Annotated in this window: 12 protein-coding genes and 1 tRNA gene; 7 read left to right on the top strand and 6 right to left on the bottom strand. The window is 68.3% G+C overall.

The window, feature by feature from the left end:
- Positions 1-303: 303 nt before the first annotated feature.
- From AC3WMR_RS28980 to AC3WMR_RS28995, 4 genes are all read left to right on the top strand, one after another.
- A complete protein-coding gene (locus AC3WMR_RS28980) occupies positions 304-1,071 on the top strand; it encodes a crotonase/enoyl-CoA hydratase family protein (protein ID WP_492266503.1) in 768 nt (255 codons plus the stop codon).
- A gap of 158 nt (positions 1,072-1,229) precedes the next feature.
- Positions 1,230-2,753, top strand: a complete 1,524-nt coding sequence (locus tag AC3WMR_RS28985; RefSeq protein ID WP_492266502.1) for a fumarate hydratase — start codon at positions 1,230-1,232, stop codon at positions 2,751-2,753.
- A gap of 80 nt (positions 2,754-2,833) precedes the next feature.
- Positions 2,834-2,905 (top strand) — tRNA-Trp (locus tag AC3WMR_RS28990).
- Between the two features lie 22 nt (positions 2,906-2,927).
- Positions 2,928-5,213 (top strand): hypothetical protein, encoded by a 2,286-nt coding sequence (locus AC3WMR_RS28995; protein ID WP_492266501.1) that lies wholly within the window; start codon positions 2,928-2,930, stop codon positions 5,211-5,213.
- Positions 5,214-5,276: 63 nt separating this feature from the next.
- Here AC3WMR_RS28995 and AC3WMR_RS29000 read toward each other — a convergent pair whose 3' ends face one another.
- From AC3WMR_RS29000 to AC3WMR_RS29010, 3 genes are all read right to left on the bottom strand, one after another.
- Positions 5,277-6,236, bottom strand: coding sequence for an NAD(P)-dependent oxidoreductase (locus AC3WMR_RS29000; RefSeq protein WP_492266500.1), 960 nt, complete (start codon positions 6,234-6,236; stop codon positions 5,277-5,279).
- A complete protein-coding gene (locus AC3WMR_RS29005; RefSeq protein ID WP_492266499.1) occupies positions 6,233-6,925 on the bottom strand; it encodes an RraA family protein in 693 nt (230 codons plus the stop codon). Before AC3WMR_RS29005 ends, AC3WMR_RS29000 begins: the two co-directional genes overlap by 4 nt.
- A gap of 67 nt (positions 6,926-6,992) precedes the next feature.
- Complete coding sequence (locus AC3WMR_RS29010) at positions 6,993-7,961, bottom strand: Bug family tripartite tricarboxylate transporter substrate binding protein (RefSeq protein WP_492266498.1); 969 nt, start codon at positions 7,959-7,961, stop codon at positions 6,993-6,995.
- Between the two features lie 163 nt (positions 7,962-8,124).
- Here AC3WMR_RS29010 and AC3WMR_RS29015 point away from each other — a divergent pair, with 163 nt between their 5' ends.
- Entirely contained in the window at positions 8,125-8,889 is a 765-nt protein-coding gene (locus tag AC3WMR_RS29015; RefSeq protein ID WP_492266497.1) for an IclR family transcriptional regulator, read from the top strand.
- A 63-nt stretch (positions 8,890-8,952) separates the two neighbouring features.
- Here AC3WMR_RS29015 and AC3WMR_RS29020 read toward each other — a convergent pair whose 3' ends face one another.
- From AC3WMR_RS29020 to AC3WMR_RS29030, 3 genes are read right to left on the bottom strand one after another with little or no spacing between them, the layout of a single operon-like run.
- Positions 8,953-10,182 carry a CaiB/BaiF CoA transferase family protein gene (locus tag AC3WMR_RS29020; protein WP_492266496.1) on the bottom strand — a complete coding sequence of 410 codons (1,230 nt, stop codon included), beginning with the start codon at positions 10,180-10,182 and terminating at the stop codon, positions 8,953-8,955.
- Positions 10,179-11,039 (bottom strand): MaoC/PaaZ C-terminal domain-containing protein, encoded by an 861-nt coding sequence (locus AC3WMR_RS29025; RefSeq protein ID WP_492266495.1) that lies wholly within the window; start codon positions 11,037-11,039, stop codon positions 10,179-10,181. The genes AC3WMR_RS29020 and AC3WMR_RS29025 overlap by 4 nt, the downstream gene beginning before the upstream one ends.
- Positions 11,040-11,046: 7 nt before the next feature.
- Positions 11,047-11,961, bottom strand: a complete 915-nt coding sequence (locus tag AC3WMR_RS29030; RefSeq protein WP_492266494.1) for an SDR family NAD(P)-dependent oxidoreductase — start codon at positions 11,959-11,961, stop codon at positions 11,047-11,049.
- Between the two features lie 148 nt (positions 11,962-12,109).
- Here AC3WMR_RS29030 and AC3WMR_RS29035 point away from each other — a divergent pair, with 148 nt between their 5' ends.
- The gene (locus tag AC3WMR_RS29035; protein ID WP_492266493.1) at positions 12,110-13,015 is read left to right on the top strand and encodes a LysR family transcriptional regulator; all 906 of its coding nucleotides are present in this window, start codon (positions 12,110-12,112) and stop codon (positions 13,013-13,015) included.
- A 212-nt stretch (positions 13,016-13,227) separates the two neighbouring features.
- A complete protein-coding gene (locus AC3WMR_RS29040) occupies positions 13,228-14,211 on the top strand; it encodes a Bug family tripartite tricarboxylate transporter substrate binding protein (protein ID WP_492266492.1) in 984 nt (327 codons plus the stop codon).
- Positions 14,212-14,360: the final 149 nt, after the last annotated feature.

Here is a 14,360-nt window from a genome sequence, read left to right on the forward strand (position 1 = left end):
GTCGCCGGGCGACGTCTGCCGTGGGCGTGGGAAACCGGGCATTTTAACTGGCCCGGGGCAGGGCGGGGGCCGGGCCCCGGAAATGGGGCGATATCCCCACCGTTACATGTTTCCTGGCGTGCCAAGGCCGCCGATCGTCCCGCCGGGAACGGATGGCATGGGTCGCCCGGCCGGCGTGCTCCTGGCGGACACCGGCCGGCCCCACGCCTGCGGCGGCCAACCAATGGTCGTATCATTCCGGGTTGACGCGCAGTCTTATATAAAACCAACGCATCACACCAACACCCCGGAAGGAGCATCCGCATGTCTGACCTGATCTCGGTGGAAGTCGCCGACGGCATCCAGATCATCACGATCAACCGCCCCGAAGCCAAGAACGCCATCAACCTGGAAACCGCGCAGGCCATGGCCGCCGCGCTGGACCAGCTGGACAGCCGCGACGACGTGCGCATCGGCATCCTGACGGGCGCAGGCGGCACGTTCTCGTCGGGCATGGACCTGAAGGCCTTTGCCAAGTCGGGCCAGCGCCCCTATGTGGAAGGCCGCGGTTTCGCCGGCCTGAACGAAGCGCCGCCCAAGAAGCCCCTGATCGCCGCGGTCGAAGGCTATGCCCTGGCCGGTGGCTGCGAAATGGCCCTGGCGTCCGACCTGATCGTGGCCGCCAGCAACGCCAAGTTCGGCCTGCCCGAGGTCAAGCGCGGCCTGGTGGCCGGCGCCGGCGGCATGCTGCGCCTGCCGCGCCGCCTGCCGTACCACATCGCCATGGAAGTGATCCTGACGGGCGACATGCTGAGCGCCGAGCGCGCCTACAGCTTTGGCCTGGTCAACCGCCTGACCGAACCCGGCGGCGCCCTGGCCGGCGCGCTGGAACTGGCGCGCGCCATCGTCGAAAACGGCCCGCTGTCGGTGCAGACCGCCAAGAGCATCGTGGCGCAGTCGGGCGACTGGAACCAGGACGACATGTTCAACCGCCAGCGGCCGCTGATCGCCCATATTTTCGCGTCGGCCGATGCGAACGAAGGCGCCACGGCTTTCGCCGAGAAGCGCAAGCCCGTCTGGCAGGGTAAATGAATCTTGCCCCCACGCCGCGCTTGCTTTGCAAGCTAGCTGCCCCCCGAGGGGGCTTTTCTGCCTTGGGGCGGCCCGGCGGCAGAAATCCTTCTTTCATTGCGTGGCTGGCTTGCTAGCCGGCCGCGTTTTCACGTTCCCTTCGTAACCCGCATATCGCCATGTCCGTCCTCATCAAAGAAGAAGACTTCATCCAGTCTATCGCTGATGGCATCCAGTTCATCAGCTACTACCATCCCGTCGACTACATCCGCCACCTGGCCCGCGCCTACGAGCGCGAGGAAAGCCCGGCCGCGCGCGATGCGATGGCGCAGATCCTGACCAACTCGCGCATGTGCGCCGAGGGCAAGCGTCCGCTGTGCCAGGACACCGGCATCGTCAACGTGTTCCTGAAGGTCGGCATGGAAGTGCGTTTTGACACCAAGCGCACGCTGCAGGAGCTGTGCGACGAAGGCGTGCGCCGCGGTTACCTGAACCCGGACAATCCCCTGCGCGCCTCGGTGCTGGACGATCCGCTGTTCGCCCGCAAGAACACCCGCGACAACACGCCCTGTATCCTGCACGTCGAGCTTGTCCCGGGTGACAAGGTCGACGTGCAGCTGGCTTCGAAGGGCGGCGGTTCGGAAAACAAATCCAAGTTCGCCATGCTCAACCCCAGCGACTCGCTGGTGGACTGGGTGCTCAAGACGGTCCCGACCATGGGCGCCGGCTGGTGCCCGCCGGGCATGCTGGGCATTGGCGTCGGCGGCACCGCTGAAAAGGCCATGCTGATGGCCAAGCAGTCGCTGATGGAAGACATCGACATGTACGAACTGCTGGCCCGCGGCCCGCAGAACAAGCTGGAAGAGCTGCGCATCGAGCTGTACGAGAAGGTCAACGCGCTGGGCATCGGCGCCCAGGGCCTGGGCGGCCTGACCACCGTGCTCGACGTCAAGATCAGCACCTTCCCGACGCACGCCGCGTCCAAGCCCGTCGCCATGATCCCGAACTGCGCGGCCACCCGCCACGCCCACTTTGAGCTGGATGGCTCGGGCCCGGCCCGCCTGGACCCGCCGTCGCTGTCCGAATGGCCGGAAGTGCACTGGGCGCCGGACTACAACAAGTCCAGGCAGGTCGACCTGAACACGCTGACGCGCGAAGAAGTCGCCAGCTGGAAGCCGGGCCAGACCCTGCTGCTGTCCGGCAAGATGCTGACCGGCCGCGATGCCGCGCACAAGCGCATCCAGGACATGCTGGCAAAGGGCGAGCCGCTGCCGGTGGATTTCACCAACCGCGTCATCTATTACGTGGGCCCGGTGGATCCGGTGGGCGACGAAGTGGTGGGTCCCGCCGGCCCGACCACCGCGACGCGCATGGACAAGTTCACCGACATGATGCTGGAGAAGACCGGCCTGATCTCCATGATCGGCAAGTCCGAACGCGGCCCCGTCGCCATCGAGGCGATCAAGAAGCACGGCTCGGCCTACCTGATGGCCGTGGGCGGCGCGGCCTACCTGGTGTCCAAGGCCATTCGCGGCGCCAAGGTGCTGGGCTTTGCCGATCTGGGCATGGAAGCCATCTACGAATTCGACGTGAAGGACATGCCGGTGACCGTGGCGGTTGACGCCCAGGGCACCTCGGTCCACAACACCGGTCCGAAGGAATGGCAGGCCAAGATCGGCAAGATTCCGGTCGCGGTGGCGTAAGTCTCGTCAGCCAGAAAATCGGCCGCTCTCGTAGCGGCCGTTTTTTTGCGCGGCAGGGCTGTGTTTATACTGGCCCCTGTTCCGGGATAGTTCAGCGGTAGAACATCCGGCTCCAGTCTGGATAGGCGCTGGTTCGACTCCAGCTCCCGGATCCCTTTTCCCACCAGGTGCCCCATGCATCACGACGACGCGCCGGATGCCGGCGGGGTAGGCAGCGGCTACGCGGCCGCCATGCTCGCCAAGGCCTTCCTGACTCACGAGACCCACGCCGAACCCGCCGTGCGCGAGCGCGCTGCCGAGCGGGTTGCGCGTTGGCGGCAGGTGCTGGAACAGACGCTGGCCGGCACGGTCGACTATGGATCGCGCACGCCGCTGGCCGGCATTCCCGACTGGGTCACGCTGGAAGTCATCACGGGCGGGTTCGCCACCGGCCAATTGCTGGCGGGCGGACCGCTGGCGGACTTCGAGCGCGAACTGGCCGCCCGCACGCCGGGCATCCGCGCGGGCCACGAGCGGCGGGATCTGAATACCTATTTTCTTGGCGAGGCCGGCATTGCCCAGTTGCAGGCGCGCCTGGCCGATGGCGACTATCACATCGATCTGCCCGAAGAGGCGGCGTTGCTGACGGTGGCCTGGCTGTTGCGGCACGGCCAGGCGCAAGCCGCGCGCGACCTGGTCGCGGCGCTGGCGCCGTTCTTTGACCGCCTGCGCTTCTATCCCGCGCCCTGGGCCGGCGATGAGCCGGCCGCTGCGGACCTGCATGTCAGGACCGCGGGCGAGGTTGCCGGGGTGCTGGCCGTGCTGGCGCCGCAACCGCGCTTGCAAGCACAGCGCACGACCGTGACCGAGCTGCTGCCGCGCCATGACCGCGCGGTGGCCCTGTTTCTGGAAACGGTGCAGGACGATTGGCCATGCCGGCGCTACCCCGAGGGCTGGAGCGAACGCGCGGCGGCCCTGGTGGGCGAGGTCGAGGCGGCGCAGGCGGCTTCTGGGCAAGCGCTGGGCGGCCTGTCGCGGCGGCACCGGCACAAGCGTGAATTGTTCGACCTGCTGGCGCAATGCGTCCGGGCCGCCGAGACCTTGACGGGCAGGCAGGTGGGGCGGGTGCGCCGCCTGTTGCAGGATTACGTGGCGGCGCACGGCGAGCCGGACGGCCAGGCGGTGCAGGCCCTGCGGGCCCGGCAGCGCGGCGACGTCGCCGCACCGGGCTTTGAAGCGGCGGCACGCGTTGTCGCCGCCCGCTTGCGGGACTACCCTGAACAGGCCGGCGTGCAGGACCTGGCGCCCGTGCTGGCGCCGCTGGCCGAGACCGAGGCGCGCGGCGCGGGTCTGCCGGCAGGCCTGGCCGTGCCGGGGCCCGTGGCGCGGCGGGTGCTGCGCTGCCGGACCGGTACGCTGGCGCAATTGGTCGAACGAGGTTTGATCCGCTCGAGCGAATTCCTGGCCACCTTTACGCCGCAGGTCACCGCCGCGCAGCAAGGCGCGGGCTTTGCCGATCCATCGCTGCGTACGCTGTATGAAGCGACCTATCGCGCATTCCGGCGTCGACGGTCCCTGTTGCTGCTGAATCTGGCGCGCCAGGCGGCGCTCGGCGATCTGCCGTGGATTGCTGCCGTCGAAAGCTCGCGCCAGCCGGCGCAACAGGATGCCGACGCGGCCGGCGCCGCGTTGACCGAGATCGCCGGCCTGGCCTTGACCGCGTTCCCGCACGCCGCGCTGCCCAACAAGCTGCTGCAAGAGCTGCGCGCCTTGAGCGAACGGGCCGGCCGCGACCTGCCGTGGGGCGAGGAGTTGGCCGCCGATATCTTCATGGGCGAGTTCGGCCCCCAGTTTGTCCAGGCCGCGCGATGCGCGGCGGCCTTGCTGGACGGCAGCCTGTACGCCCGTTACTACGCGCTGGAGGTGCCCGCCATCCTGGCGTTGGCGCCCGCGCGCGGCGAAACGGCCTTTGTCCGCCTGTGCGCCGCGCGCGCCGGTGTGCCGCCGGGGTTCGGGCAGGTCGGCGCGAACGGCATGGTGATCGAACAGCAGCAGATCCTGACTACCCACAACCTGGCGCTGCTGGTGACCGGCGCCGGCTTGGGGCCGGCCTTGCGCGAGCGCCACGGCCAACTGGCCTTTGCCGCGTTCGAATGGCTCTGCGCGCGCCAGCAGATGAAGACCGATGTCTGGCATGCGCGCATCCGCATGCTGCGCAATACCGCCGTGGCCTGGCGGCAGGCGCTGTTCTTCCTGTCGCTGGCCACGCCGGCCGAGCGGGATGAGACGATTGCCGCCATGCAGGCACATCTGGCGGCGCAGGGGGCGGCGTTCCAGGCGCTGTTCCGTCCCGTCATGCGCGGTTTGCAGCAGGCGGCGCGCGGCGCCACCCTGCCGCAGCACGAGGCGGGTGAGCAGGGCGCACGCGTGTTTCGCGGCTGGTTCGCCACGCGCCACTGGATGCTGGACGAGCCGGCCTGAACCGGGCCGGGGCGGATGCCCTGGCCACGCCCGGGCCGACCGCCGGTGACCTCGCCTGGCGCCTCAGGCGGCCTGCAACACCTGCAGCACATTGCGCGCCGCGCCCACGCCCATCTTCACATAGGCATCGCGCGTGACGCCGCCCACATGCGGACTCAACAGCAGCCCGGGCTGGCCGTGGAACGGATGCGGCACGGGCGGCGGTTCCTGCTGGAAGCTGTCCAGCCCGGCGCAGGCCACCTTGCCGCTGCGCACCGCGGCCAGCAGATCTTCTTCGTTCACCAGCCCGCCGCGCGCGGTGTTGACCAGCAGCAGGCCGTCGCGGCACTGCGCCAGCGTGGCCGCGCTGATGAGGTCGCGATTGGCGTCGGTCAGTGGGCAATGCAGCGAGATCGCGTCGGCCTTGGCCCACAGTTGCGGCAAGTCCACCGGTTCGATCCATGGCGGCAGGTTCTCGGCGTAAGGGTCGTGGCCGATCACCCGCATGTCCAGCGCGTGCGCGACCGTCGCCACGCGCCGGCCGATCGCGCCCAGGCCCACCAGCCCCAGCGTGCGGCCGGCCAGTTCGATGCTCTTGTGCGTGGCCTTGTCCCAGTGGCCGGCGTGCATGCGGGCGTCCAGCGGCACGATGGACTTGGCGCAGGCCAGCAGCAGCGCGATGGCGTGTTCGGCCACCGCGGCGGCATTGGCGCCGGCCGCCGCCTTGACGGCAATGCCGCGCGCAGCGGCCGCCGCGCTGTCGATGGTGTCGATGCCGCTGCCGTGCTTGGAAATCACGCGCAGCGAGCGCGCGGCGTCGATGACGGCGGCGCTGATGCGGCCGTAGCGCACGACGAGCGCCACCGGATCGTGCTGGCGCACCAGCGCCACGAGGTCCTGTTCCGTGGGCCGCGCACCCGCGTAGACCAGCGCATAGCCGTCCAGCGTCTTCACGGCCTCGTCCGCCAGGTCGGCGCCGGTGACGAGGATGATGGGGCGGGCGGATGCGGCCATTGCGTCCGTCGAGGACACGGTGGATGTCATAGCGTTTCCCCCGCGCGCAGGGCACCGGCCGCGCGCAAGGCGTCCTGCAGCCAGGGCGCGCCCAGTTGGCCGGCCTTGATCTCGGCGATGCGGCGCGCTTCGGCGTCCACTTTCTGCTGGGCCAGCGCCAGGATGTCTTCGGCGTTTTCGCGCGGCACGACCACCACGCCGTCGGCATCGCCCACGACCAGGTCGCCCGGATTCACGGTGACGCCGGCCAGCGTCACCGGCCAATTCACGCGGCCCGGCAGGCCCTTGGTGGGGCCGTTGGGGTTGGTGCCCACGGCGAATACCGGAAAGTCGCCTTCGACCAGTTCGGCCGCATCGCGCACGGCGGCATCGACCACGAAGCCGGCCAGGCCGCTGGCGCGCGCCTGCGTCACCATGATGGCGCCGCACAGCGCGGCCGAGCGGTCGCCCTTGCCTTCGACGACGATGACGTCGCCCGGCTGTGCCAGCGCCAGCGCGGCATGGAACATCAGGTTGTCGCCGGGCCGCAGCTCGACGGTGAAGGCCGGGCCGGCCACGTGCATGCGCGGCGATAGCGGCGCGATGCGGCCGCCCAGCGCGCCGCGGCGTCCGCCCACGTCGGCCAGGATGGCGGCCTGGAATCCGCGGGCGCGTTCGACCAGTTCGGGGCGCACGCGCTGGATGTCGCGGCGAATGGCGGGCAGGGAGGTCGGGTTCATGATGCTGCTTCCTATGTCGGGATGAAAAGAGAACCGGGGTTCAATCGATGGGGTCAGATGACGGGCTTCAGTCGATCTTTGCGCCGGATTTCTTGACGATGGCGGCCCACAGCTCGCGGTCGTGGCTCAGGCGCTGGGCAAGCGCCTGCGGCGTGCCGCCCAGCACTTCGCCGCCTTCGGCGCGGATCTTTTCCTGGTACTCGGCGCTGGCCATGGCCTTGTTGGCCGCGGCGTTCAGCGCCTGGATCACCGGCTCGGGCGTGCCGGCCGGGGCCAGCAGGCCGAACCAGGTGGTGGCGTCAAAGCCGATGTAGCCGGCCTCGCTGACAGTGGGCACGTCCGGCAGCTCGGCCACGCGCTTGCCCGACGTCACCGCCAGCGCGCGCAGCTTGCCCGTGCGGATCTGGCCCAGGGCGGTGGGAATGGACGACATGAACAGCTGCACCTGGCCGCCGAACAGGTCATTGAGCGCCTGGTTGGCGCCCTTGTACGGAATGTGCTGCAGCTGGATGCCGGCCGACTGCTGCAGCAGTTCGGCGGTCAGGTGGGCGACGGTGCCGTTGCCCGGCGAGGCGAAATTGAGCGCGCCAGGATGGGCCTTGGCCTCGCGCACCACGTCGGCCAGCGTCTGGTACGGGGAATTCGCGGCCACCACCAGCACCAGCGGCGCGGTGGCCACCAGCGCAACCGGCGCCAGGTCCCTGGACGGGTCGTACGACAGCTTGGTGTACAGCGTGGGGTTGATGGCCAGGTTGCTGGTCTGGCCCAGCACCAGGGTGTAGCCGTCGGGCGCCGAGCGCGCGGCAGTTTCCACGCCCAGGTTGCCCCCGGCGCCGGGCCGGTTTTCCGCCACCAGGCTCCAGCCCGACGTCTTGTTCAGGGCCACGCCCAACTCGCGGGCGATGATGTCGGTGCCGCCGCCGGGCGGGAAGGGCACGATCAGGCGGATCGGGCGGTCGGGATAGGTCTGGGCGACGCTGGCGGCGCCCCACAGCAGGCCGGCGGTCAGGACGGCCGCGCGCATAAGCACGTTCATGGTTTGTCTCCGAAATGTTCTGGCGTTCACAGGCCCCGCGGGCCGTTTGCCACCGCCCGTCGTGTGCGGGCTTGATGGCCGTCGAACTATAGAAAGCCGTTTCGCTGCATACAATGCTGTTTCACTGAATGAAACGCGGCGCATGCCGTGAAACGCACCCGCCATGAAGAAGACACCTGTTCCCGCCGTGGTCCCCGAGGTTCGCGAAGCCGACGGCGTTATTGCCGTGGCGCGCGCGATGCGCCTGCTGGAAGCCTTCCAGGTCGACGACGCGTTCCTGTCGCTGGCCGAGCTGAGCCGCCGCGCCGGTATGCACAAGACCACCACGCTGCGCATCGCCCGCACGCTGGCGCAGGCGCGCTACCTGGTGCAGCGCGAGGAAGACGGCGCCTGGCGCCTGGGCCCCGCGACGGGCTGGCTGGGCGCGCGCTACCAGGCCTCGTTCGACCTGGACAACGAGATCGAGCCGACCCTGCGTGCGTTGACGCGCGAGACGGGCGAGAGCTCGTCGTTCTTCGTGCGCGAAGGCGATATCCGCACCTGCCTGGTGCGGGTGGAAGGGCCCAAGGCGATCCGCCACCACATCCGCATGGGCGAGGTGCTGCCGCTGGAAAAGGGCTCGCCGGGGCGCGTGCTGCTGGCGTTCTCGGGCGAGCCGGGCGCGCTGTACGAACGCATCCGCCGCGAAGGCTTCTATATCTCGATCGGCGAGCGTGAAGCCGAGATCGCCAGCGTCTCGGCGCCGGTGTTCGGGTCGAACTGGCGCCTGCTGGGCGCCCTGAGCGTGTCGGGGCCGGCAGGCAGGCTGCCGCGCGCCAAGCTGCAAGGCTTTGCCAAGCTGGTCAGCCAGAAGGCCAGCCAGTTGTCGTATGCCTTGAGCGGCGGCGCGCAACGGGCGGCCCCGGTGCGCACGCAGTGGCATCCGTGACGTCGCGCCGCCAGGGATAGGCATTGCCGCCATCCCTGGCCTTGCGCGCGGGCCGGCCCGCGCCTAGCCCGCAGTTCCCTTCGTGAATGCGGCAATCGCCTCAGGCGACTTGCCCAGCACCTCGCGCAGCACTTCTTCGGTGTGCTGGCCCAGCAGCGGCGGCGCGCGCCGATAGACCACGGGCGACGCCGAAAACCGCAGCGGACTGGCGGTGATGGGCGCCACGCCGCCCGACGGATGCGGCAGGTCACGCCGCAACTGCCGCGCCGCGACCTGCGGATGCGCAAAGGCCTGGGCGATGTCGTTGATCGCCCCGCAGGGCACGCCCACGGCCTCCAGCTTGGCGATCCAGTCATCGCGCTTGCCCTGCCGCATGATCTCGGCCAGCAGCGCCACCAGCGTGTCCCGGTGGGTTACGCGCAGCCGGTTGGTGGCAAAGCGCGGGTCGTCGCCCAGCTCGGCGGCGCCAATGGCCGTGCAGTACGCGCGGTACTGCGATTCGTTGCCCGTGGCCACGATCAGGTGGCCGTCGCTGGCCGCGAACACCTGGTAGGGCACCACGTTCTGGTGCGCGTTGCCGGCACGCGTGGGCGCCACGCCGGAATTGAAGTAGTTCGAGTTCTGGTTGGCCAGCAGCGCCACGTGGCTGTCCAGCAGCGCGATGTCCAGGTGCTGGCCCAGGCCGCTGCGGTGACGCTCTTGCAGCGCCGCCAGGATCGCCACCGTGGCGTACATGCCGGTCACGATGTCGGTCACGGCCACGCCGGCCTTTTGCGGACCGCCGCCCGGCAGGTCGTCGCGTTCGCCGGTGATGCTCATCAGTCCGCCCATGCCCTGGATCATGAAGTCGTAGCCGGGGCGGCGGGCGAACGGGCCGTCCTGGCCGAAGCCGGTGACCGAGCAGTAGATCAGGCGCGGATTGATGGCCTGCAGGCTGGCATAGTCCAGCCCATACCTGGCCAGGCCGCCAACCTTGAAATTCTCGACCAGGATGTCGCTGACGGCCGCCAGCTCGCGAATCAGCGCGGCGCCTTCCGGCGTGGCCATGTCGGCTTCGACCGACCGCTTGTTGCGGTTGGCGCTCAGGTAGTAGGCGGACTCGTTGGTGTCGACGCCGTCGCCATCCTTGAGAAACGGCGGCCCCCAGGCGCGGGTGTCGTCGCCGACGCGGGGCCGTTCGATCTTGATGACGTCGGCCCCCAGATCGGCCAGGTTCTGCGTGCACCAGGGACCGGCCAGGATGCGCGACAGGTCCAGCACGCGGATGCCGTCCAGGGCGGGCGCGCGGCTCATGCCCGCACCTCGGCGGCGCCATGGGTCAGGACGACGGTGCCGCGTTCCAGCGCGCGGGCAATGAAGCGGATCTGGCCATCGGCCAGGCGCCACATGTCGCATTGCAGCGTTTCGCCCGGGTAGACCGGCGCCGAGAAGCGCGCGTCCAGCCGGGTCAGGCGCGCGGCGTCGTAGTCGCACCAGGTTTTGACGATGGCGTGCGCCGCCACGCCGTAGGTGCACAAGCCGTGCAGGATCGGACGCGCATAGCCGGCCTGGTGCGCGACCTCGGGATCGGCATGCAGCGGATTGCGGTCCGCGTTCAGCCGGTACAGCAAGGCGGCCTGAGGCGGAATGCGCAATTCGCAACGCCGGTCCGGTTCGCCGACCGGCGCGGCCGGCAAGGGTTCGGGGTTGGCATCGCCTTCGCCAAAGCCGCCGTCGCCGCGGCAGAACGTGCTTTGTTGCAGCGTGGCCAGGTGGGTGCCGGCCTCGTCATGCAGCGTGCGTTCGGTGACGACGATGGCGCCCTTGTCCGCGCCCTTGTCGATCACATGCGTGATGCGGCTTTTGCCGACGACCGTGCCGGCCGTGGGCAGGGGCGCATGCAGCGTCATGCGCTGTTCGCCATGCACCAGCCGCACCCAGTCGATGCCGGCGCGCGGATCGCTCATCCAGAAGCCGGGGTAGCCCAGCACCACGCTCATGGTCGGAAAGGATTGCAGGCCTTTCTCGTACACGTAGCGCAGCTGGCGGCTGTCTTCGGGGTCTTGCCCCAGGCCGATGCCCAGCGCATACAGCATGGTGTCCTTGTCTTCGTAGTGCTGGCGCACGTCATCGAAACGCCAGTGCTTCACGGTTGCGTAGTCCAGCGGCATGGCGGTCTCAGATGGGGTCCCAGTCGATCACGTCGGGCGAACGCTCCAACGCGTAGAAGTGCTTGCGCATGGCGGGCACGGCGATCTCGCCGATGCTTTCGGGCGTCCAGCCATCACTGTGGTGCAGGCTGCGCACGGGGCGCGGCTGGCTCATCAGCATGATCTCGTTGGCGCGCACCGCGAAGATCTGCGCGGTGACTTCGCTGGCCGCGTCGCTGGCCAGGTACACGGCCAGGGGCGCGACCTTGCCGGCTTCCATCTTCTTCAGTTTCTCGACGCGCGCCTTTTCCTCGTCGGTCTCGGCGGGAATGGAACTGGTCATGCGGCTCCAGGCAAACGGCGCGATGCAGTTCGAACGCACGTGATAGCGCGCCATGTCCAGCGCGATGGACTTGGACAACGCCACGATGCCCAGCTTGGCGGCTGCGTAGTTGGCCTGGCCGAAGTTGCCGATCAGTCCCGAGGTGGACGTCATGTGCACGAAGGCGCCCGATTCCTGTTCGCGAAAATACGGCGCCGCCGCACGGCTCATGAAGAACGAGCCATTCAGGTGCACGTCGATGACCTGGCGCCACTCTTCTTCGCTCATCTTGTGGAACACGCGGTCACGCAGATTGCCGGCGTTGTTGACCACCGCATCGATGCGGCCGAAGGCGTCGATGGCGGTCTGCACGATCCGGCTGGCACTATCGTAGGCCGCCACGCTGTCGGTGTTGGCCACCGCCTGTCCGCCTGCCGCGACGATCTCGCGCACCACGGCGTGCGCCGGGCCGTCGCCGCCGCCTTCGCCGGTGAGCGACACGCCGATATCGTTGACCACCACCTTGGCGCCCGCCTGCGCCATGGCCAGCGCAACGCCGCGGCCGATACCGCCGCCCGCGCCCGTCACCACCACTACCTTGCCGGAAACAATACCGCTCATTGCGCCCACTCCTGTGCCGCGGCGCGCACGCCGCATGGAAAACCGTTCCGCGTCAAACCCGATGGTTTACGGGGTAGCCCCATGGTATGTTCGTGACGGCATTCGAAGAATTCAAAATTAGAAATGCCCCCCTTCTGCGTGGTGGAACATGAGACATGATCTGACTGACCTGCGGCTCTTCCTGAACGTGGGAGAAACGCTGAATCTGACGCGCGCGGCCGAACGCACGTTTCTGTCGCTACCCGCAGCTAGCGCGCGGGTCAAGCACATGGAAGAAGCCTTCAAGGCACGCCTGCTGGTACGCATGGCGACCGGGGTGGCGCTGACGCCGGCGGGCGAGGTGCTGCTCAAGCACGCCAACGCCGTGTTCCGCCAGCTCGAATGCCTGAACGCCGATCTGCAGCCTTACGCCAGCGGCCTGAAAGGGCGCCTGCGCCTGTTGGCCAACACCACCGCGACCAATTCCTTCCTGGCCGATGCGCTGTCCACCTTCCTGGCGGAGAACCCCGACGTGGACGTGGAACTCGAGGAAAAGATCTCGGGCGACATCGTCATTGCGATCCGCGCGGGCGCTGGCGACCTGGGGCTGGTGGCGGGCAACATCGACGTCGAGGGCCTGGACGTTACCCCGCTGTTCCGCGATGAACTCACGGTGGTCACGGCGCTGGATCACCCCCTGGCAGCCCAGAAATCGGCGCATTTCGCCGACCTGGTCGACGCCTACCAGTTCGTCGGCATCCACCCCGACAGCGCGATCCAGACCTTCCTGGAAGACATCGCCAGCGGCCTGGGCAAGCGCATCTGCCAGCGCGTACACGTCGGCAGTTTCGAGGCCGTGTGCCGCATGGTGGAAGCCGGCGCCGGCATCGCCGTGGTGCCCCGCGCCTGCGCCGCGCGCTACAGCCGCCCCGATGCGCTGCACGTGCTGAAACTGGAAGACCCCTGGGCCCTGCGCGACCGCCTGCTGTGCCGCCAACGCGGCCGCGACCTGCCCAGTTTCGCCGAGTGCTTCATCGAACACGTGCAACGCGCGGCCAGTAGACGCCAAAGATAGTGTCCGCTGACCGAACGCGGTATGCCGGCGAAAGAGGGGCTTTTGAAAATGTGTAGCGGCAAAAGCGGCGCGGAGGCAAATAATAAAAAAGCCCCGGCCGTGCATGACGCGCGGCAACGCAGAAGACGGGGCGGGCAGGCGGCAGGGCACCGCGTGGTTCTGGTGCAGCGTGCGGCCAGGCCACCGACAAGAACGACCCTCAGGAGACCGCCTTGCAAGATCTTCAACGCCGCCGCGTCATCGCGGGGCTGGGCGCCGCGTGCGCCACCGCCATGCTTCCCAAGTTCGCCCACGCCGCCAGCTGGCCCGGCCACGCCGTGACTTTCATCGTGCCGTTTCCCGCCGGCGGCCCGGTGGACACGACAGCCCGCTTCACGACTCAACCCCTGGGTCACCTGTGGTCGGTGCCCACGGTCGTGGACAACCGTTCGGGCGCAGGCGGGATCGTCGGCGCACAATTCGCGGCCAAGGCCGAACCCGACGGCTACAACTTCTTCTTCGCTTCGATCCACCATGCGGTGTTGCCAAGCCTGCGCGACAACTTGACGTACGACATCACGCGCGATTTCGTGCCGGTCGGCATGGCGGCGGTCTTCCCGATCGTGCTGGTGGTGAACCCATCGCTACCGGTGAATTCGGTGAGCGAACTGATCGCCTATGCGAAAGCCAACCCGGGAAAACTGTCGTTCAGTTCATCGGGCACGGGCGGCGGCACGCACCTGGCGGGCGAGCTGTTCAACGCGATGGCAGGCGTCAAGATCCAACACATCCCGTACCGAGGCAGCGCACCGGCGATGCAAGACTTGCTGGGCGGCCAGGTACAAGTGATGTTCGCCGACGGGCCTTCCGCCGTGCCGCATCTGAAGACAGGCAAGGTGCGCGCGCTGGGGGTCGGCAATCCGACGCGGTCAAGCATGCTGCCGGACGTGCCGACGATTGCAGAGTCGGGGCTGCCGGGGTACGAGGCTTATTCCTGGAGCGGGCTGATGGCGCCCAAGGGGACGCCGGGGGAGATCGTTTCCAAATTGAATGCCGATTTGGTGAAGGTCTTGTCTGACGCTGGGACGGCGAAGGCTATGTTGGCGGCCGGGGCTGAGCCTAAGCCTGGGAGTGCTGGGGAATTTGGGGAGTTTGTGAAGGGCGAGGTTGTTAAGTGGCGGGAGTTGATCAGGAAGGCGGATATCAAGCTTGAGTAGTTCGGTGGATTTTCGTTCTTGAGTCGCGCTTGGCGGTGTCGGTGTGCGGTTGGGGGGGGGCTACGATTGCAGGGGCCTATCCGGGATTTTGTGGGCGGGGCATATCATGAGGACTAAAGATCATGGATATGCCGATGAAGAAGAAACGT

Source organism: Achromobacter sp. FW305-C-28 (assembly GCF_058783235.1).

What these genes read in the sequence shown, in the direction of transcription:
- AC3WMR_RS28980 (WP_492266503.1), top strand. Translation starts at nt 304, where the DNA reads ATGTCTGACCTGATCTCGGTGGAAGTCGCCGACGGCATCCAGATCATC.
- AC3WMR_RS28985 (WP_492266502.1), top strand. Translation starts at nt 1,230, where the DNA reads ATGTCCGTCCTCATCAAAGAAGAAGACTTCATCCAGTCTATCGCTGAT.
- AC3WMR_RS28995 (WP_492266501.1), top strand. Translation starts at nt 2,928, where the DNA reads ATGCATCACGACGACGCGCCGGATGCCGGCGGGGTAGGCAGCGGCTAC.
- AC3WMR_RS29000 (WP_492266500.1), bottom strand. Translation starts at nt 6,236, where the DNA reads ATGACATCCACCGTGTCCTCGACGGACGCAATGGCCGCATCCGCCCGC.
- AC3WMR_RS29005 (WP_492266499.1), bottom strand. Translation starts at nt 6,925, where the DNA reads ATGAACCCGACCTCCCTGCCCGCCATTCGCCGCGACATCCAGCGCGTG.
- AC3WMR_RS29010 (WP_492266498.1), bottom strand. Translation starts at nt 7,961, where the DNA reads ATGAACGTGCTTATGCGCGCGGCCGTCCTGACCGCCGGCCTGCTGTGG.
- AC3WMR_RS29015 (WP_492266497.1), top strand. Translation starts at nt 8,125, where the DNA reads ATGAAGAAGACACCTGTTCCCGCCGTGGTCCCCGAGGTTCGCGAAGCC.
- AC3WMR_RS29020 (WP_492266496.1), bottom strand. Translation starts at nt 10,182, where the DNA reads ATGAGCCGCGCGCCCGCCCTGGACGGCATCCGCGTGCTGGACCTGTCG.
- AC3WMR_RS29025 (WP_492266495.1), bottom strand. Translation starts at nt 11,039, where the DNA reads ATGCCGCTGGACTACGCAACCGTGAAGCACTGGCGTTTCGATGACGTG.
- AC3WMR_RS29030 (WP_492266494.1), bottom strand. Translation starts at nt 11,961, where the DNA reads ATGAGCGGTATTGTTTCCGGCAAGGTAGTGGTGGTGACGGGCGCGGGC.
- AC3WMR_RS29035 (WP_492266493.1), top strand. Translation starts at nt 12,110, where the DNA reads ATGAGACATGATCTGACTGACCTGCGGCTCTTCCTGAACGTGGGAGAA.